14 protein-coding genes are annotated in these 19,892 nt (G+C 42.9%); 3 read left to right on the plus strand and 11 right to left on the minus strand.

Annotated features, from left to right (window positions below):
- Positions 1 to 333: 333 nt before the first annotated feature.
- The 6 genes from DB520_RS15310 to DB520_RS15335 are packed head-to-tail and all read right to left on the minus strand — an operon-like array spanning position 334 to position 8,025.
- A complete protein-coding gene (locus tag DB520_RS15310; protein WP_232835003.1) occupies positions 334 to 1,686 on the minus strand; it encodes an oligosaccharide flippase family protein in 1,353 nt (450 codons plus the stop codon).
- Positions 1,658 to 2,794 (minus strand): glycosyltransferase family 4 protein, encoded by a 1,137-nt coding sequence (locus DB520_RS15315; protein ID WP_114750616.1) that lies wholly within the window; start codon positions 2,792 to 2,794, stop codon positions 1,658 to 1,660. Before DB520_RS15315 ends, DB520_RS15310 begins: the two co-directional genes overlap by 29 nt.
- A complete protein-coding gene (locus DB520_RS15320; protein WP_114750865.1) occupies positions 2,791 to 3,708 on the minus strand; it encodes a glycosyltransferase family 2 protein in 918 nt (305 codons plus the stop codon). Before DB520_RS15320 ends, DB520_RS15315 begins: the two co-directional genes overlap by 4 nt.
- 1 nt (position 3,709) lies before the next feature.
- Positions 3,710 to 5,137: an O-antigen ligase family protein gene (locus DB520_RS15325; protein WP_114750866.1), complete on the minus strand. Its 1,428-nt coding sequence runs from the start codon at positions 5,135 to 5,137 to the stop codon at positions 3,710 to 3,712.
- 6 nt (positions 5,138 to 5,143) lie between these two features.
- Positions 5,144 to 7,291 (minus strand): GumC family protein, encoded by a 2,148-nt coding sequence (locus DB520_RS15330; protein WP_114750617.1) that lies wholly within the window; start codon positions 7,289 to 7,291, stop codon positions 5,144 to 5,146.
- Positions 7,288 to 8,025, minus strand: coding sequence for a TolC family protein (locus DB520_RS15335; protein ID WP_114750618.1), 738 nt, complete (start codon positions 8,023 to 8,025; stop codon positions 7,288 to 7,290). The genes DB520_RS15330 and DB520_RS15335 overlap by 4 nt, the downstream gene beginning before the upstream one ends.
- 188 nt (positions 8,026 to 8,213) lie before the next feature.
- Between DB520_RS15335 and DB520_RS27555 the strand changes: the two genes are divergently transcribed.
- Positions 8,214 to 8,864, plus strand: coding sequence for an acyltransferase (locus DB520_RS27555; protein WP_114750619.1), 651 nt, complete (start codon positions 8,214 to 8,216; stop codon positions 8,862 to 8,864).
- A 32-nt stretch (positions 8,865 to 8,896) separates the two neighbouring features.
- Positions 8,897 to 9,595, plus strand: coding sequence for a LytR/AlgR family response regulator transcription factor (locus DB520_RS15345; protein WP_114750620.1), 699 nt, complete (start codon positions 8,897 to 8,899; stop codon positions 9,593 to 9,595).
- Between the two features lie 3 nt (positions 9,596 to 9,598).
- Here the strand turns inward: DB520_RS15345 and DB520_RS15350 are convergent, their stop codons facing one another.
- A complete protein-coding gene (locus DB520_RS15350; RefSeq protein ID WP_114750621.1) occupies positions 9,599 to 13,720 on the minus strand; it encodes a response regulator in 4,122 nt (1,373 codons plus the stop codon).
- 204 nt (positions 13,721 to 13,924) lie between these two features.
- Here DB520_RS15350 and DB520_RS15355 point away from each other — a divergent pair, with 204 nt between their 5' ends.
- Positions 13,925 to 15,112 (plus strand): glycosyltransferase family 2 protein, encoded by a 1,188-nt coding sequence (locus DB520_RS15355; protein WP_232835004.1) that lies wholly within the window; start codon positions 13,925 to 13,927, stop codon positions 15,110 to 15,112.
- Between the two features lie 9 nt (positions 15,113 to 15,121).
- On the opposite strand, the gene hrpB is transcribed toward DB520_RS15355, so the two are convergent.
- From hrpB to DB520_RS15375, 4 genes are all read right to left on the minus strand, one after another.
- Positions 15,122 to 17,593, minus strand: a complete 2,472-nt coding sequence (gene hrpB, locus DB520_RS15360) for an ATP-dependent helicase HrpB (RefSeq protein WP_114750622.1) — start codon at positions 17,591 to 17,593, stop codon at positions 15,122 to 15,124.
- An 82-nt stretch (positions 17,594 to 17,675) separates the two neighbouring features.
- Positions 17,676 to 18,185, minus strand: a complete 510-nt coding sequence (locus DB520_RS15365) for a DUF2911 domain-containing protein (RefSeq protein ID WP_114750623.1) — start codon at positions 18,183 to 18,185, stop codon at positions 17,676 to 17,678.
- A gap of 76 nt (positions 18,186 to 18,261) precedes the next feature.
- Positions 18,262 to 19,407 carry a Gfo/Idh/MocA family protein gene (locus DB520_RS15370; RefSeq protein ID WP_114750624.1) on the minus strand — a complete coding sequence of 382 codons (1,146 nt, stop codon included), beginning with the start codon at positions 19,405 to 19,407 and terminating at the stop codon, positions 18,262 to 18,264.
- A gap of 78 nt (positions 19,408 to 19,485) precedes the next feature.
- Positions 19,486 to 19,863: a response regulator gene (locus DB520_RS15375; RefSeq protein WP_114750625.1), complete on the minus strand. Its 378-nt coding sequence runs from the start codon at positions 19,861 to 19,863 to the stop codon at positions 19,486 to 19,488.
- Positions 19,864 to 19,892 lie beyond the last annotated feature (29 nt).

Here is a 19,892-nt window from a genome sequence, read left to right on the forward strand (position 1 = left end):
GATCCCAAATTCTTTGGGAACCTCAAAGAAACCCAACAGGGTTTCAAACCCATTAGCTCCGAGTCATCTGACTCGGGGTAAGAAAACGCAATAGGGAACCTGCAACCCGGTTCGGACTTGGTATACAAATAAATGTGCACAATATTTCCCACGCGCGACCCCCAGGCCTGAAGGGCCGACACAGCAAGCAATAACCGTGGGTGCAACCCACGGACATTGGTACACCCCGCCTCTGTCACCAACCCCAGAGGGGTTGAACTCCCATGCCCACCAATTCGGACGGGTTTATTTTTTTTGAAAAAAAATCTCAGTCGCTTGGTTATAGCCAACCTCTTACCCGCGGATCCCATTCAGCTTATCCAACGCCATCCTGGTTAAAATCGGATAATTATGCCAAGCCTGGGAAAACGCACCCAAAAGGCGAAAGGGAATAAACCTGGCCAAAAAAACCTGTTTGATAATGGCCGTTATCAACACCGCGGTAACCAAACCGAAAGCCGCACCTAACAGCCCGAACTGCTGGATAAACACCCAGGAAAGGACTGCCCCATACAGAAAGGTGCCAAAAACCATCACCATATTGATGGCGGGTCTTCCTATGGCATCCAAAAACACCCCGGATTGCCTGTCAAAGGGTTTGATCAGAGCAATTAAGGCCACTATTCGGAGAAAAGGTGCCGCGTCCATATATTCATTTCCAGCAATAAAATATATGATAAGTTCGGCAAAGAAAATATTGAGGATAAAAAAGGGCACGGTCAAACTCAGCATCATTCCCAATGTCTTCTCGTACATTTTGCCGATTCCCTCCAGGTCTTTTTTCTCAAAGGCTTCAGAGGCCTTGGGATAGGAAATGGAGGCAATGGAGTTCACAGGGATTTCCACCATATTCATTACCCTTCCTGCCGTATTGGCCATGGCAACCTGTATGGGAGAAAGCAATGCTCCAAGCAGGAATTTGTCCATGCTATTGGTCAACATGGACACTAAATTGGTTCCAAAGACATACTTTCCAAAATGAAAGATCCTTTCCACCCAAGTGCCATTTTTGCCAAAGGCAAACCTGACCTGCTTGCGCACTTGGTAGACCGACATCACTGTGGCGAGAAGAAAGCAGGCATTTTGGTACCAGGCCAGGGAGTATAAGTTGAGGGGTTCCGGCGAGAGGTAATAATAAAGGATGACAAGGAATAGGGGTAGACTTTTACTGATCCCTGCCCAGAAGTAGGCTCGGAAATCATAGTTTGCCTGCATTAGCACCAGGTTATGGGTATGGATGACTAGAACAGGTAATATATACACATAGATTCTGATGATCTGGCTCAATGAAGGGGCGTTCAGCCACCTTTCCAAGTAAGGTGCCCCAAGCCAAAGTAGCAACATAAGGATTGCTGTAAGTAGGATGTTTAGCCAAAGGGAGGCCATTTGCACCCTTGCCTGCTCCTTTGCATCTTGGTTGACCATGAATTTGATCATGCCATTTTGCAGGAAGCCGTTTCTTGCCATTTCTATTATGGCTACAATAGTGATCAACAATACCCATACACCAAATTCATCCGGTGTGAATATCCTGACCAACATCATAAAGCCCACAAAGCCAAGAAAGAAATCCACGCCCCTGTGCAGCATGGTAAAAAACCCGCTGCTAAGCCAATACCTATTTCCTGACATAACATATCTCCTCATAGATGGACAACACTTTGGATGCCCCACGTGCATAACTAAATAGGGGAGGCCTTTTGAATCCCTTTTCTCTTAAGGAGGCACGGATTGCTTTGTTTTCTATTAGCAAAAGGATATTTTTGGCGAGATCTTCAGAGCTGTGAGGGTTTACGAGCAAAGCTGCATCTCCTGCAATCTCAGGCATGGAGGAGCTGGTAGAAGTAATCACGGGACAACCACAGGCCATGGCCTCTAGGATGGGAAGTCCGAAACTTTCCCGAATAGAGGGATACAGAAAAAATGCAGCTCTGGCATATATGGCAGGTAGCTCCATGTTGGGAATATACCCTGTTAAATGTATTTGGGATCTTAACGACTCGGCTTTAAGCGTACCCAGCATTTTAGACAAAATTTCCTCTCCAAAGTCTGGCATGACGATGGGTAGGGATAGCTTTCCCTGGTGATGCAGTTGTGCCAAGGCCTCCAATACTCCTTTGAGGTTTTTTTTGGGATCCGTATTCCCCAGAAAAAGCATAAACTCTTCAGGCAATGCATACTTTTTTCTTATCCTTTCCTGGTCCTCTTCACTTACGGGAGCAAAATGTGCATTCACTCCATTGTGAACCACCTCGACCTTTTCTTCCGGGAGATTGGTAAAATGTGCTAGAATTCTTCTTTGTTCAAATTCCGACACAGTAAGGATTTTTTGCGCATTGTTTACCACCGTAGGAACGTTCCATTTCCGGTAGGCATTTCCGAAGCGTTGGTACCAGGTACCCGCCTTCCAATTCAGTCCCTCCAGATAAATGATGTCATGAAGGGTAAGTACCAATGGACAGGACAAGTATATAGGTGCCGTATTGCTGGTGCAATGCAATAGGTCTAGCTCGTACTTTTTTGTGGCTTTTGATAAATGGATTTGCTCCCAAATGGGATAGGGGCTGTTGGGAAGCGGGACGATGGTTACATTGTCCTTGGGAGAGATGCAGGGATCCTCGTTTTCATTTACAAATATGAAATACTGGTTTTCCCGGTCGATTTGTTGCAAGTGTTCAATGAGTTGCAGGGCAACCATGTCCATCCCATGTTTTTTCTTGCGAAAAACCCTTTGTGCTTCTATGCCTATTCTCATTCTACTTTTGGTTTTAATACAGGGTTATCATGCAGACTTTTTAGTAAAAAACTCCCCATAAAGCCTCTCCAATAGGCCTTCAGGTGATCCCATTCTCTTTTTATCGCAAAATTGACCAAGCTTTTGGGTATGGCAACCATAAAATAGTAAGACGCGGTAAACAGAAACAGAGGCCAGGGAACATTTCTTCTTAAGAAAACCCATCGGTTTCTACTCATATAATAGGTTTTTAACAGAGAGTTTTTGCCAACGCTCATGGATTCCTTGTGAAGGATACATGCTGCTGGTTCATACCAGATTTCGTAACCCGCCTTTTTGATCCTTTCGCAATAATCCAATTCCTCATAATAGAGAAAAAAGAATTCGGCCATTAATCCCACATCCTCTACCACTTTTTTTGGTATGAACATGGCTGCACCATGTGCCAGATGAGTGATGTAGGCCTGGTCATATTGGCCTTTATCGATTTCTTGAAAACCTATGCCTTTACCTCTGCCAGTGATGGGGTTTATATTTGTATATCCCGCAAATTGGATGATTTTCGGGGATTCGTAATAGCGTATTTTTGGGCACACCAAGCCAACTTTGGGGTTATTTTGACACCGAAGGATCAGGTTGTCCAAAACATCCGGAAATACTTCCGTGTCATTATTTATTAAAAAGAAGTATTCCCCATTGGCCTCTTCCAGCCCCCGGTTGTTGCCCCCGGCAAAACCTTGGTTTTCCTTGTTTTTAATCAGTTTTACCTCTGGGAAAGCATCTAGGAGCGGACTGGGATCTTCTTTGGATGCGTTATCCACCACTATAATCTCAAAGTGGGGATAGGTCACCTTCTGGAAGGATGCCAACATGCCAATGGTATGTTCCAGGCCATTGTAGTTGACTGTGATGACTGAAATTAATGGTTTGTCCATCTCAGGCATTTTTTTTGGTTTCTAGTTCATGGTCCAGGTGAGGGGCCAGATAGAAATAGGCCATGGACATGTATATAATTATCCCGGTAGGCATTTGGCCGAGTATGGGGTTGCCATAGCTGGAAAGCAAAATACCCACATATCCGGCAAATAAAGCCAACAATTTCTGTTTCAATTTTGGGTTTTTTACTTTCCAAATTTTGAATAAGGCCATCAGGCCTATATAGGCCAGAATACCCAGGTGCAATATCAGGCCAACGACCCCCATTTCAGCCCAAATTTTCACAAACCAACTGTCGTTGGGTGTTTCGGCCAAGAAGGTGCCGGGGCTAAAACGTTGCCCCCAATAACCCGAGGTTCCTATTCCTCCTCCGAAGGGACGGTTTGCCAAATAGATAGCGAATTTTTGTTGGTTTACTTTCCTTACGTTTAAAGATGCATCCTGGGGATCCAGAGCAGATCTCAGTCTTCTCACCTGATAAACATCATTGCCAATAGTGGAAAATTTCAGGAAGGCAACAAAAATCCCCAATGCTACAAGACCCAAAAGCATGATTTTGAAATTCTTGGATGCAAACAGGTAAGCCAACATACCGCCCACAGGTACCACTAGGGCCCCTCGTGTTCCGGATAGTGCCATCATTACAAAAAACAACACTGCCATTCCTCCAAATGCCATTCTTAGGCGTTTGGAAAAAGGCCCCAATGCCAAAATGGTCACTATAATGCCCATATGCGCTATACCTGCCCCAAATTGTCCTGCATCCGAGAAAAAAGAAAACACCCTCAGGTTTCCAAAAAGGATGTGTGTGGACCTGGAGCCTTGATCAAGCCATCTATTCTCTGCCGCATCCAACCCAACATAATATTGTCTTAAACCCCAAAATGCAGCTAACAGGGAAAAAGCGAATATGATCCTGAAGAAGCGGTTGAGATCCTTATTTTTATTGGCATACAGCAGGGTAAGGGGAATGGTTAGTAGCATATACAATGCAGTGCCCCTTACGGCATAAACCCAGGCTGAAAGACTCCTGGCTTCCGGGTTGGCTAACTGGGCAATATTATAAAATACCCAAACCATTGTCACCAGCAGGAGGCTGTTTTTCGTTTTTTGAAAATCAACCTTTGCCTTACTTTGGAAAATAGCACTTATGACCCCCATGAATAAAGCAAAGTCCACTGAAAGCCCTAAGGGTATATTGTTGAGGTATCGTATGGCACCTATGGAAACAAAGGCGCATACTAAAGTGACATCCAATCCCCTACTTGGGTTTTGAATCACCCAATACAAAAAGAATATGGCCACAGGCAGCACAAACAAAGCCGCTATTCCGAGCATTCCGGTAACTACTACAAATACGGAAAACCCCGCTACGGCAATAGATGCCAAAAGCACAACCCCCCCCTTATTTGTTTTGATTACCTCCATCAAGATTTACGAAACCAGTTCTTTTACCTTTACCCTAATTTGACTTCTTCTTTTCGGGATTTCCCCGTTTAGGGCTTCAACCTCTTCTTCCTCCATTTTATTTACCCAAACCACATGTGGGATGGTTACGGTATTTCTCAGGTCTTCCATTTGGGAAGTATGAGAGAGGCTCCAGTTTCGTTTAGCATTCATTACCTGCACCAAAAGGTGGGCACTATTGATCAAGGTATAGTTGACATGGTTTTCCTGGAAATTAGGTAATTCAATGAATACATAATCGCTTTCCAAGTTTGAAAACCTATCTCTCCAAACTCTGTTTTGGGATTCATAGATGTCCTTTTCTGTATCGTAAAGAAAGGTTTCGCACCCTATATCACATCTGTTTTCTACCACATCCGGGCCATAGTAAATAGCTGATTGCCCCTTCTGTTGTATATCCTTTACCAATTGTTTTACCATAAAACTTTTCCCTTCCCACGGCATCAAGCTATAAACAATAATGACATGGGGCTTTTTCTCTGGGTTGAGGTATTGGTTTAGGTGGTTGAACATTTGTTTTCTCAACCGATGGAAAAGCTGGTATTTGAAAACATGCCGACCTAGCTTCGTTTGATCTACCCAGCCTCCTGCCACTTTCAGTCCAGTGATTTGTTGTGCTTTTTCAGCAGATCTTATCCGCGTGTCTACCAGGAAAATGAAAATAATGGAGGAGACAATAAAAAAACCAGATCCAAAGAGACTGCCAGCTACCAATAGCTTTCTTTTGGATGGTAATGGTTTTTTTGGAAAAAACGGCTCATCAATGAGCTTTTGGGGAGAGGTCATCTCTAAGTCATATTTTTTGAGGTAAGCCATATTCAACCCGTGCAAAATAGATAGATACTGGTTTTCATTGACATCCACTTCCCTTTCCAGTCTTTTCAATTCTGCTCCCAGAGGTGCAAATTCTTCTATTTTATTGCTGAGGTAGGCTTTCCTTTCCTGCATAACGTCCAAAGCCTGTACCTGCTCTTCATATTGCAGTTTCAGTTGCAACCATTCGTCCAGAGCTTGCCGTCTCTGTAATCCTTCAATGGAAATGTTGCTTTTGAAAAGTTTTTGGGACTCCGTCTCAATCTGGTTTTGTAATTCTTGAATATCCTGTTCTATGGCTGATGTGACTGCCGCATTTTCTTTTTGTAAAAACACACCTTGCAACTGTTGGTTTTTGGCCACTATTTTGTCCTGCAAGGAATTGATGTTTCTGATAACATTCTGTCGTGTATCAAATCCCGCGAAAAGATTCTCGATTTTTTCTAGGTTGGACCGGGTGCCGGTTATTATCCTTTTTGACCTTTCTTCATCCTGCTCATGCTCCAGTTTGGCAATGTCCAAGTATTTTCCCTGCTCATAATAGTTCAGGATTCGGTTTTCAGTCATAAACTGCTTTAGGTTCGCTTCTGCTTCCTTGAGTTTTTCCTGAGCCAGTCGCATTTGATTTTCGAAGTAGGCAATGGAGTTGACGTTTTCCATTTCTTTGATGCGACCATATCGATTCATAAAGGCATCGGATATGTACTTTAAAGTATAATAGGTAATGCCAGCCTTATCAGATCTATAGATCACCTCCATCATATCGGAAGACGACTTCCTTGACACTTGAAGGTTGTCCATAATTTCCTGTATACTATAATGAGGGTGATCTCTCAATAAATAATCAATGGGTGAATCTTGGTTTTCTTTACTGTAGCCTAATATCCGCTCGTAGGTAGCTTCTAGGTCTCCAGTAACTACCAAACTATTCCTTAGGGATTCAGGGATATGTTTTTTTAGCTCCTTAAGGTCATTCTCATCCAATATAGATGGATCCGGGGTTTTTTGGTATAGATGTAAGGAAAGTAGCCGTAAGGAAGCAGTCGTGAGGGTTTCCCTGGATTTGAGCAGTAGTGTCAAGTTATCAAACAAATTGTTTGAAGTGTAAAAATCCATCCTATGGGTTCCCCCGTCGTTTACTCCTTGGTCAGAAGTGGGATTGGTGAATATTACAGTAGAACTTTCGTATTTTTGCGGCAGTGTTTTCGAGAGAAAAAACACAACTATGCCAACGAATAGTGGCACTAGGATTATCCAGTACTTATGGGTTAGCAGTAGCCTGATAAGTTGTCTCAAATTCATGGTTTCCTCCTTATTTCGCTTAGTGGTCTGCCTAAAAGTACCTCCAACTTTTGCGAAGCGACCATAAAATTGGCCCTTGCATTTTCATATTCAGACTGAGCTATGGCATAGATCTCCGCATTCCGCACATAGCTAGTGCCCTCTATATCCCCACTTACATACTCCAGCTCCAACTGAACCAGGTTGTTTTTAGCTTTTTGCTGCATTTCGAAACGGATATTTATCAGTTTTTGCGCCAAAAGAAGGTTGTTATATTGCTCTATCACTTGATTGGCTATCACGAGTTCCATTTCTTGGGTTTTATGATAGGTGGCCAAAAGTTCCTGTTCCTGATACCTAATTCTATCTTTCCTTGTGAAAATTTCGGAAAGAGGAATGCTCACATTGGCTCCTGCGCGGTATCCATTGGCAATATTGGAAAGATCAGTGGCTTGGGATCCGGTGGCCACTATGGCCTGGTTGCCATACCCATAGTCGAAATATCCCCGTACTAGATTGCTCCAGGACTTCTTTTCAATTTTCACCCTGGACTCAGCGGAGCCTATTAGAGCCTCATTGAGCTTGATCGTAGGATGATAGGAAAGGGACATTTCTATCAAAGAATCCAGCGTCGGCAATTGACGTTCTATGCCCAAATTCAGGTTAAAGCCGTCGATACGGTTTATCTCTTCCTGGGCCCAACTTTTTTCAAAAAATACCAGCATAAAAAAGCTGAAAACAAATAATCTTAACATAGGGCTTTCAATCACAATTTTACCAATTTCATTTATCTATATTTAAATCTCATTTTTTTAAATATGTAAAATTATTCATTGGTTATTTTGCTTATTTTGAAATAAAAGTACTATTTTTTTTAAAATATCCGTTATTTTTGAGATTAATATTTCATCTCCTATATTCAAGGTGTTAACCAATTTTTGTTATGATCAGGGAAAAATTTGCACAAAAGCTGTCGCTAAAAAGTAAGGAATACTATGGCAGACCGTATGCAAGTCGCAGGGAAAAATACCATGTGATATCCCTGGTAGCCAAAGAAATCGTCAACGGGTTGGTTCGTTTTCTCAATGGGAAATTTAGGTTGAGAAATTGTAGTACGGGCAGCTGGATCAGTGTGAGAGGACCTTTACGGGTGGAAGCCAAAGGAAGCATAGTGATAGGGGATCATGTAAGCATTTGGTCCCATATAGGTACTACGCAGTTATACGCAGGCCCTGGAGCGGTTTTGAAGATTGGGGACAATACATTTGTCAACACCGACACCATTATTTCGGCCAGTATGTCCATTCAAATTGGGAGAAATGTGCAAATTGCTAACCAGGTAATTATGATGGACGGAGATTTTCATGGTGTGGATGATAGAGATGCACTTAAATTTGGTGAGATTGTAATCGAGGATGACGCCTGGATAGCCACTAGGGCTATGATATTGAAGGGTGTCACTATAGGGAGAGGAGCTACGGTGGCCGCCGGTGCTGTGGTAACCAAAGATGTAGCCCCATATACTTTGGTGGGAGGAGTTCCCGCAAAGGTGATAAGAGAAGTTCATAGGCCTGAGGCCTGTATTGCCAGTTGATATAAATTACAACCCTACTTAATACTTATTTTATGTTGAATTGTTTAGTAATCGATGATGATAGGGCTACCATAGAAATACTGTCATTTTACATCTCAAAAACAAAGGATATGAAGCTAAAAGCTTCGTTTTTTGATGCGATAGAAGGCCTCAACTACTTGAAGGAAAATAAATCTGAGATTGACTTGATTTTCTTGGACATCGAGATGCCGGAGATGAATGGTTTCGAGATTTTAAAGCATAGTCAATATGAGGGTGCCTTAATAATTATTTCTGCCAACAACGAAAATGCCATCTCTGCTTTTGAGACAAATGCCTGCTATTACTTGCCCAAGCCGTTTTCATACGACCATTTTTTGAGGGGGCTTGAAAAATGCAAGGAGACATCGATTAAAATTGATCCCGATGCCTATTCTAAGGATTTTATCTTTGTGAAAGACGAAAGGATTTTTAAAAAGATCCTTTTTTCGGAGATACATTATTGTGAAGGGAAAGGAGACTATATCAGCTTGAAATGCAGTAGTAACAACTACGTCATCAAATCCACTATTTCGAATTTTGTGGAGAAACTTAACGGCCAGCCGGCATTTATCCAGGTACACAGGTCCTACGTCATAAACCTTCATTTTCTCACGGATTTCGACAACGAAACTGCAGTGGTGTCTGGCAAGATCATTCCTATTGGTGCCAAGTACAGAGAACAACTAAAAAACAGCGTTAAATTCCTGTAATTTTTATTCCTTGAGGTAATTTTCGATCAGGGTATGCACCAGTGCTTCTTCTTGGCTGAACTCATCCAACAAATGTTGAGCTTCTTTCTCAATAAATTCAGGCAGGCTTTCAAAGGTCTTGGCGATGCTCAGCATTCTTTCAAGCCCGGCAGTCATTGCAGAGCCTTTAAGTTTATGCCCTTCCCGGTTGAGCCCATCAAGATCTGCACAAGAGACACACTCAGCCAGCCTTTTTTTCGAAATTTTCATTTCTTTTAGGGTAAGCTTTAGCACTTCATTAATGATGGTAGGTTCATCCCCTATATATTCCTTGAGTTTTTCCACATCAAAATGAAGCTTACTCCCCTGAGGCACCTCCCCGGATGTATTGGGAGTGTTTACCTCATTTTTGAGGATAGGCTCTGAATTTGTCCCCCTACTTTTGGGCAACCATTTTTCGAATATTTCCTTAATGGTAGATTCAATGATGGGTTTAGGCACAAAGTCCACCATCCCTGCTTCCAAGCACTTTTCTTTTTCTCCTCTTACATTCCCCGCCGTAACAGCAACTATGGGTATATTGGCCAAATTAGGACTTTCCTTAATAGCCAGGTTTGCCTCATACCCACTCATTTCGGGCATCTGAATATCCATCAAGATTATTTCGGGAACCACCTTTTGGGCAATCTCCACGGCTTCCAACCCATTTGAGGCTTCAAAGATTTCAGCCTGTGGTGCCAACTTCTTTACTAAGGTTTTTGCCAAAAACAAATTGATTTTATTGTCTTCGGCTATCAATACCTTAAAATGTTTTGGAATAGAACCGATCATGCTTTCGTCTTCTCCTTTAATCGAAACCAATTGGCTTTTCCCTTCCTTTACTAATGTCTTCAGTGCTTTGGTGAAACTATCCAGTTTAATAGGCTTTGACAACTTGGAGGAAATTCTCAATTCGCGGCATCGTTGAAAGATAAAGTCGTCGTCTGTTGAGCTATGAAGCAGTAAAACAGGGATTTCTCGTTGGTATTTTGGGGAATTTTCCCTGATTTTTTCTATGGTTTCAAGCCCATCCATAAAAGGCATATTAAAGTCCATCAATATGACGTCATAGGTAGGGTATTCCTCCAATTTTTGTAAGGCCTCAAACCCATTATGGGCTTCTTCCGTTTGGATTTGGTGCAGGGTCAGCATTTCGGTAATAATGAGCCTGTTGTTTGAGTTGTCATCGACTACCAAGGCTCTTTTGATAGCGGAAAGGTCTATGTCTTGGTCTGACTCCCCTTTTTCGTATCTTAAGTTAAGGTCAAAATAAAAAGTGCTGCCTTTTTCCAATTCACTATTGAGCTTAAGACCACTATCCATCATTCCCAGTAGTTTATTGGAAATGGTTAGACCGAGTCCGGTTCCCCCGTATTTTTTTGTGGTGGATCCATCTTCTTGAGAAAATGCCTCGAAAATCTTTTCTTGGTTTTCCATCGAAATACCGATGCCTGTATCTCTTACCTCAAACCTGAATATGGCTTTATTCTCCTCCATCATTTTCTTCAACCCTACTTTCAATTCTATTTCACCCTCTTTGGTAAACTTCACAGCATTTCCGAGAAGGTTAATGATAATTTGTTTGAGCCGGATATCGTCCACAAATATGTACCGGGGCATTTCAGGAGAGAGGTTCAGAAGGATCTCTATACCTTTTTGTTGGGCTTGGTAGGATATGACATCTGTAGCTTGGCCAGAAACTTCAAAAATGTCCGCCTTATTAATATCCAATTCCAGTTTTCCCGCTTCGATTTTTGAAAAATCCAGGATGTCATTGATGATGTTCAGCAGAGTATTTGCGGATTGATTTACAATGTTGATATATTGAAGTTGTGCATCTGAAAGTTCGGTTTTTACTAGCAAGTCCGTAAAGCCAATAATTCCATTAAGTGGGGTTCGGATCTCATGACTCATATTGGCCAAAAACTCCGATTTTGCAAAGCTGGCTTGCTCGGCATGCTCTTTTGCTTCTACCAGTTTTTCCTCAAGGTTCTTTCGGTTGATGGCATTGCTAATGCTAATCGCAAAACTTTTAAGCAGGGAAATCTCAGCATCGGACCACACCCTTTCGTTGGTGCAGTCATCGTACCCCGTGAACCCCCAGAATTCACCCTGATTGAATATGGGAATGAGCAGAATGGACTTGATCATCTGGGGCTCCAGGAAAAGGCGGGTAGGGTTGTTTTCTGGCATCTGGGAAACGATGGTAATAAAGGGTTGCCCTGCTTCCAATGGATTCACAAGATCGCCAAAAAACCCCATGGGGATGTTCTGCAAGTTGGGGTTGTCAATTTGGGAATCAGCCTCATCGGCACTCCATTCGAAGCGTTGGGAGCAAAACTTGTTCCCCTCCTCATCCAAGGAGTTCTTGAAGAAATAGACCCTGTCCACATTGGCAGCTTTTCCGATCAACTCCAAGGAATTGGATATTGCCTGGTAAAGTTTCCTATTCGATAAAAGCTCATCTGTAGCAATAGATATGGCATGGAGCATTTGCTCCTTTTGAATTAACTGCTCCTCATTTTTGACCAAATCATTGATGTTTTGTACCGTGCCATAGAGGTAGATTAGTTCACCTTCATCTACGTGCGCGTCTCCTATAGATCTCCCCCATATCTCCTTTCCCTTGGCAGTGATGAGTTTGAATCGTTCGTCCCATGGTTTTCCATATTCGATGGCCATCTGGATCAATTCTTGGATTCTTTGTCTATGTTTTCCTTCCTTATAGAAGAGGATAGTTTTATCCAAGGAGGGAATATAACCTTCGTCAACTTCCAAAATCCGGAACGTGTTATCGGTCCAACTCAATGATTTTTTCTTCAAGTCATATCTCCATCCACCCACTTTCGCCATTACATGGGTCTGGTTTAGCAACTCCTTTGCATTTTGGATGCTTTTTTCCAGGCGAAGCCGTTCGGTAACATCTATTGAGTTTCCAATAATGTATTGGTTCCCATTGATGTCCTTTTCCAGGGTATTGCTATATAACCATACTTTGTAAGTTCCGTTGGCTTGCTTTGTAGTCATTAATCCCTTGCATTGCCCCTCGGTGCTGATCAACTCGAAATAGGGAGGGATCTCTTTGTGGAACTTCTTGGGGATAATATCCTGTAAGGATTTGCCCAAAAGATCCTCCACCGAATACCCCAGTAAACGGGCTCCATAGTTGTTCACACTCAAAAATTTGCCCTCTAAATCATGGGTAAGCATTAAACCCTGGCTATTTTCAAAAAAAGAACGGAATTTGTTTTCACTGATTAAGAGTTTGTTTTCTTTTTCAGTTTCCTCAGAGATGTCTCGCCCTATGGCGAATATCCATTTGTTTCTGTCATCCGAAGTAGCCGTCCAGGAAAAAATTTTATGGCCGTTGTTTTTCGTTTTAAGTCTATGTTTGAATTGCAAGGATTTTTGCTCCTTGATTAGGTCTTGAATTTTCTCCTGAGTATAGTCTACATCATCGGGGTGGATATAATCCTGGATTGCTTTATTGGAAATTTCTTCTGCATCATAACCTAAAATATGCTTGAAGGAATTATTTACTCTAATAAATTTCCCGTCATACCTAAGCACACAGATCAAATCTTCAGAAAGTTGAAGTGCCTTTCCAAGAAGTTTTTCTTCAAAACGTTGGTTTTGTTCCTTTAGCTGATCCAGGGCTTGATTCACCAATAGCTCTAACCCAGAGGCCTGATTTTGGGTAATAGCTAGGTTGCCATTGCCCAAAGTCACCAGACCACCTATTAAAAACGCTTCCTCATCCATTAAAGGTAAAACCTTCATTTGCTCTTGCTCGGCAGTTGCTGAAAAGGTAAAATAGGAGGATGGGCTGGTGTTTTTAGCAAGGCAATCGACCAGGTTCTTCTCTTCACTTAACTCATTCAAAAGCAATATAAAATCCTCATGGACAGTGACCTCTTCCTTGTCTATTCCATATGCAGACTTAATCCAAGCATCTCCGCTTTCCACAAAGATCAGCAGAGCCACAGGATTTCCTGACAAGAACGAAGTGAGTTTCACGATCCTTTCAAAGACCGGGTTGCTTACTCCTTTACCCAAATAGTATTTTTTTTGGTTCTTACCTTTGGAAAATTCGTTTTGGGTGTCCATTTAATAGTTCAGTCTGTAAATGTCATACTAACAAAGGGGCATTTTAAAAAACTCCCAGCAAGTTAAAAAGATTATCCTATCACTTATTAAACAAGTTAGTGTTTTTAAGAAGATTTTTCAAAATTTTTTGAAAATTAACATTACATTTATGTATGTGAATGCGAGCGGTAATTAAATGACAGCATATTATTTTTGGCGAATTTAATGAGGATAGAAATAATGGAAGTGGCTTATTGGCTCAGTATATTTGTGATTTTTTATGCTTTTTTAGGATATGGTTTGCTTTTAACCTTCCTTGTTAGGTTTAAAAGGCTTTTATACCCCAATAATTCAAGCCAAGGGAATGATCCAAATCTACCCAAGGTGAGCCTTGTAATCCCCTGTTACAATGAGGCCGAAATTTTGAAAGAAAAGGTGATCAATTGCTTGTCCCTGGATTACCCAAAGGAGCTTTTCACCCTGTACTTTATAACCGATGGATCTACAGACCACTTCAGGGAGGTACTGGAGGAATTTCCGGAGGTGAATCTGCTTCACGAAGATAGGAGAGGGGGCAAAACGGCTGCCGAAAACAGGGCCATGACAATCGTAAACTCTCCCTTTGTGGTTTTTTCTGATGCCAATACCTTCCTCAACGAAAAAGCCTTGAAGAACCTAATACGCCATTTTTCCCATTCTGGGGTAGGATGTGTGTCTGGAGAAAAAAGGGTAAGGTCGGACAAAAAGGATGAGGCGAGCACTGCCGGGGAAGGCTTATATTGGAAATACGAATCTTATCTTAAGAAACTAGATTCTGAACTTCATAGTGCCGTAGGGGCAGCAGGAGAATTGGTGGCATTTCGATCCTCCCTGTACGAAACCCTCCCAGAGGACACCCTTTTGGATGATTTTATGCAATCCATGTTGATTGCCGCAAAGGGCTACAAGATAGTCTATGAACCCGATGCCTATGCCATGGAGGATGGCTCTGCTTCGGTCAAGGAAGAACTAAAGAGGAAAATACGAATCGGTGCCGGTGGATGGCAATCAATGTATAGGTTGTTTTGGAAAATCACCCCCTGGAAGCATCCACTGCTTTTTTTCCAATACCTCTCGCATAGGGTGTTGCGCTGGGCAGTGACTCCCTTTTTATTGGTAGGAGTATTTGTCCTTAATTTTTTTCTTTTGGAGGAAGGGTGGATATACCAGGGGATGCTAGCTGCCCAACTTCTTTTTTATGGAGCAGCAGGAATTGGCTACTTCATGGAAACAAAAAAACTGAGGTGGAAATTTTTGTTCGTTCCCTACTATTTTTGCATAATGAATTATGCAGTGATTCTGGGACTTTTCAGGTTTCTGAGGGGAAGCCAAAAAGGAGCTTGGGAAAAAGCGCTCCGAAAGCAACCCGTGTAAAACAGGTCCTTATTTCCGTTTCACCCCTTTTACCGGCGGGGCATTCCAGGGGTCATCCGGCCAATAGTGTTTTGGATACCTTCGCTTAAGTTCTTTCTTCACTTCGTGATAGGTGTTGTCCCAAAAACTTTTTAGGTCGGAAGTTACCTGTACCGGTTTATAGCCAGGAGAAAGGAGATGGATCAGCAATATCTGCTTTCCCTCGTTTACCGTCGGGGTTTGCTCCCAACCAAACATTTCTTGTATCCTAGCTGCTAGTACAGGCGTGTCTCCGTCCGGGAAATACTGGATGTCAATTTTTGAACCACTGGGTACTTCTACTGATTCAGGGGCCAACCTCTCCAGTTCTTTTTGTTGATCATAGGATAAAAGTCCGGGCAGGAGCTGCATTAAGTCCACTTGCTCCAAATCCTCTGTTTTTTCCACGGCTGGCAAAAAAGGGAACAGCCAATCCCGGGAAGTTTCCATTAATTTTGAGGTGCTAACATCTGGCCATCCCTGGTCCGGGTGCCAATGTTTTACACTTAATACCCGATTTTGCCATTGCTTTACCTTTTCGGTAAAATTAAGCAACCTTTCCCCTTCCTGTTTTAAGCCTTGAAAGATTGCCTCCTTCATTTGTTCGGTATCGGGATCCTTTAAGGGGCGTGATTGTAGAAGAAGCTGCCCTATTTTCCATTCCTGCCTTGCCAGAAGCCCTCCCTGCTTACTGTTCCAAGTAATCCTGGACCTTACTTTTACGAAGGGTTTCAAGTCCTTTGGGTCTAGGGGTGAGGCCAAAAAAATTTTTCCCATGCCCTCCCTTGCATCTAGATGGGCTATAGAAATCCAGGCATCGTCTGCCATTAAATCCATGCGGTCCATTTTGGCCAACTTGCCATTTGAAAGCTGGAATTGCGGGAGTTTTCCCAGCCTTCGTGCAGCAATGCGTTCCGGGAAGACATATGCCAAAAGCATACCAGTATCTGTTGGGGCGACTAGGGAATTGTCTTCTTTGGATTTAAGCATTTTCCGGTAAATCTCAGCCACTTTTTCTACGTTTGCATAAGCCTTATGCTTGAATTTGTCCGACCTGTACCTTCTCAGGGCCTCAATCCTAAGGTTAATGTCGATTCCACTACCAGATGGCATGGGGTCTTTCTCCTCCAACACAGCAGCTAGGTCAGTAGCTAAGGACTGCAGACCCAATTCCTGACTTTTTATCAGCATGTTCGCTATGCGAGGGTGACAGGGCATGTATTGCAGCTTATCACCAAGGCTGGTGAGTTTACCGTCTTCCAAGGCTCCTATGGCCTCTAAGGTTTCCCTCGCTGCCACAACGGATAGGGTGGGTGGAGGGGTCACCCATCCTAGGGTTTGCAGTGCATCTACGCCCCATTTTGAAACTTCCAAAAGCAATCCACAAAGGTCTGCTTCCAGAATTTCGGGCTGCCTATAAGGAGAGAGGTATTGGTGGGTGGCTTTGCTCCACAGCCTGTAGCATTTACCAGGCCCTAAACGGCCCGCCCTTCCCGCTCTCTGGTCGGCTGCATCAATAGTAATGGGTAAGGTCACTAGGCTACTTAGACCTGTCTTGGGGTCATATTGGGAGGTACGGGTAAATCCGCTGTCTATCACCACATGTACACCCTCTATGGTGAGACTGGTTTCGGCAATGGATGTGGACAAGACCACCTTTCTTTGCCCACTGGGGTGGGGGAGGATGGCCTCTTGCTGTTTTTTGTGGGGTAGTTGACCAAATAACGTGTGTACCGAGAGTTCCCGGTAGTTGTTTTGAACCATTTTTGCGGTTTTTTTTATTTCTCCCTGACCGGGAAGAAACACCAATATATCTCCTTGGCTTTGGGAAAGTGCCCTACCTATGGCACTGTTTACCATTTGTGGCAGATGGGAAAGGTCAGCCTGGCCTAGATATTCGATTTCTACTGGATATTGTTTTCCTTCGCAATAAATGACAGGTGCCGACAACTTATCCGCCAGGGTTTTGAGGTCCATGGTGGCAGACATGACTAGTATTTTCAGGTCTGGCCTTAAAACCTGCTGTATTTCCTTTGCCAAGGCCAACCCCAAATCGGCATGTAGGCTCCTTTCATGGAATTCATCAAAGATCAGGAGACCCACTTCTTCTAAGGCATTGTCCTTTTGCATCATCCTGGTTAGGATTCCCTCTGTAATCACTTCCAGCTTTGTTTGGGAAGAAATCTTGCGGTCAAACCGTATCTGGTACCCCACCTTTTTCCCCAAAGGCTCATCCAAAAGGTCTGCCATTCGCTGGGCGATACTGCTTGCTGCCAGCCTCCGGGGTTCCAACATCAATATCTTCTTGTCTCCCAACCACTGCTCCTCCAGCAATGTCAAGGGAAGATAAGTGCTTTTCCCAGCTCCTGGGGGAGCATGTAGGATTAGGGTGTCGTGTTGGGATAAGTCAGCTTTTATGGCTGGTATGTGGGAATGAATAGGTAGGTGATCCGGGATGTTCAAAGTGTAGCAAGTTGATCTTAAAGGGGCAAAAATAAAAAAACCGGAGAAGAAGTCCCCGGTTTTTGATAATTTTAAAAGTTTGTTATTCTATTTTCACTTTTCCTTTTGCCTCGGCCCATCTTATCTCAATACCATCGTTTAAAACTTCATAAGTGAGTTGCTCCTCGTAGGAGCTGCTTTCCCCACCTGAGATGGATACTTTGAGTTGGTCTTGGCTCTCGTCGTATTGGGTTCCCCATTGGCCAGTCTGCTTATTAAAGATAAGGGTACTCTTATTTGGGTTAGGGATGATAAAAAGGCTATACTTACCTGCAGGCAGGTTCTCGCCTTCCACCTTTATGTCCTTACTGGTTTCGAAAGTAGTGGCCTCATTTGCCCCTGCTCTCCATACTTTGTCATAAGGTACCAAACCTCCCCAGATATCCCTCCCTTTTGCAGAGGGACTGCCATAGTTAATGGTGATTTTGGCACCATTAATTGTGCCTTCAGCGGTTTTTGCCGGGCTTGCTTTTTCCTGGCTAAAGGCCAAAAAAGTAACGGACATCACGAAAGCGGATGCCACTCCCAATTTTTTGATAAGAGAATAAATCATAATGGAATAGTTTTATGGATTAGTTTTTAGTGTTCAACTGCCTAATTAAACGACAGTTTATCGTAATGGTTTTGGGTTATATTTTCACCCATGCCTGTTTTTTATGGCTCTCAATGATCCTTTCACAGATCAGCAGTTCCCTGTACCCATCCGCAAATGTAGGGAAGGTAGGCTTCTCTGGTTGTTTGCCTTCGGCAATTGCAGCATAAACTTCCTTAAACATTTGTTTTGAAGTATCGGGAAAGCCCTCATTATGCCCTCCGGGAAAGCTTATCAATCCCGCCGCCTCTGGGGTAAACAAAGAAGGGTCTTTCAGTAAATGCTGGTTTGGGGTTTCCCTTTTACCTATCCATAACTCGTTAGGTTTTTCGCTGCACCATTCAAAGTTGGATTTGGAACCTGCAATCTCTATGTTGAGCCTGTTTTTTCTCCCGGCATTTACCTGGCTTACCGTAGCAGAACCCTTATGGCCATTGTCAAACCTCAGCATTACAGTTGCATGGTCTTCAGTATTGATTTCCACTTCCTTATAATCCGACTCTTTCAACATCTTTCCGGTGTAGGTTTCCACGGGTCGAAGTGGCTTGAGGCGAGTCTTGTGCACGGTGGAAAAATCTGCCATCACTTCCGTGATCTTCAGGCCTGTCACATATTCGGTAAGGTCAAGTAAGTGGGAACCTATGTCTGCAATGGCACGGGAATCCCCGGATTTGTCGGGCTCCAGCCTCCAGTTATAGTCAGTCTTTAGGTACAGCCAATCTTGTAGGTAGGAACCCATGATGGAATAGATGTCTCCCAGTTCCCCATTTTCCCGCAAGGTCTTCATTTGCCTCACCATGGGGTAATACCGTAGATTAAAGTGAACGGCGTTTACAAGTCCGGATGAGTCGGCCAATTTTACCAACTCCTCAGCTTCTAAGATTTTGGTGGCAAGGGGCTTTTCACAAACCACATGCTTACCAGACTCCAATACTGCTTTTGACTGGGCATAATGTAAAAAATTCGGAGTGCAGATATGAACAGCTTGGATGGACTTGTCCTTCAGCATATCTTCAAAAAGCAAGGCTTTAGGGATGCCCAGTAAGGCGGCTTTTTCTTTTGCCAATTCCTCACTGACTTCACACAAGGCAGCTACCTCAATATTGGGCAGCCTCCTTAAGGCTTCTATATGAGCAGGTCCAATGAATCCCGTACCTACCACGGCTACTTTTATTCTTTCCATAGGGTAAATTGTTTATGTTGGATTTTAATTTGATTCAGGCTATTGATAAGGGCAACTATTATCTAACTCTATCTGTGGCTATTGCAGCAGCTTTTCTAGCTTTTCCGGAGTGAGGGGTTTTTCGATAAAACCATTCACATAACTGAATTTTTTGGATTTTTGGCGATCCTGAAAATCTATGGAACTGGATAACATAATTATCTTGTCTTCCCTGTTTACAACCATAGGAGCATATTGAAGCAAAAAATCCCAACCATTCATTACGGGCATGTTGATATCCACCAGAGCCAGCATTTTTGTGGAAGGGGGTAAGTCCTTTATAAAAGAAAGAGCTTTTTCCGCTTCTAAAAACTCTTCTACTTGAGGTGAGATTTCTAATTTTTTAATTAACCGTTTGTTGATCAGGTTGTTTATTGGGTCATCATCAATCAAAACAATTATATCGAATAAATACATTTATTTATGAAATAATACCTTTAGTTGCC

It is taken from the genome of Pleomorphovibrio marinus, assembly GCF_003347495.1.
Classification (GTDB): domain Bacteria; phylum Bacteroidota; class Bacteroidia; order Cytophagales; family Cyclobacteriaceae; genus Pleomorphovibrio; species Pleomorphovibrio marinus.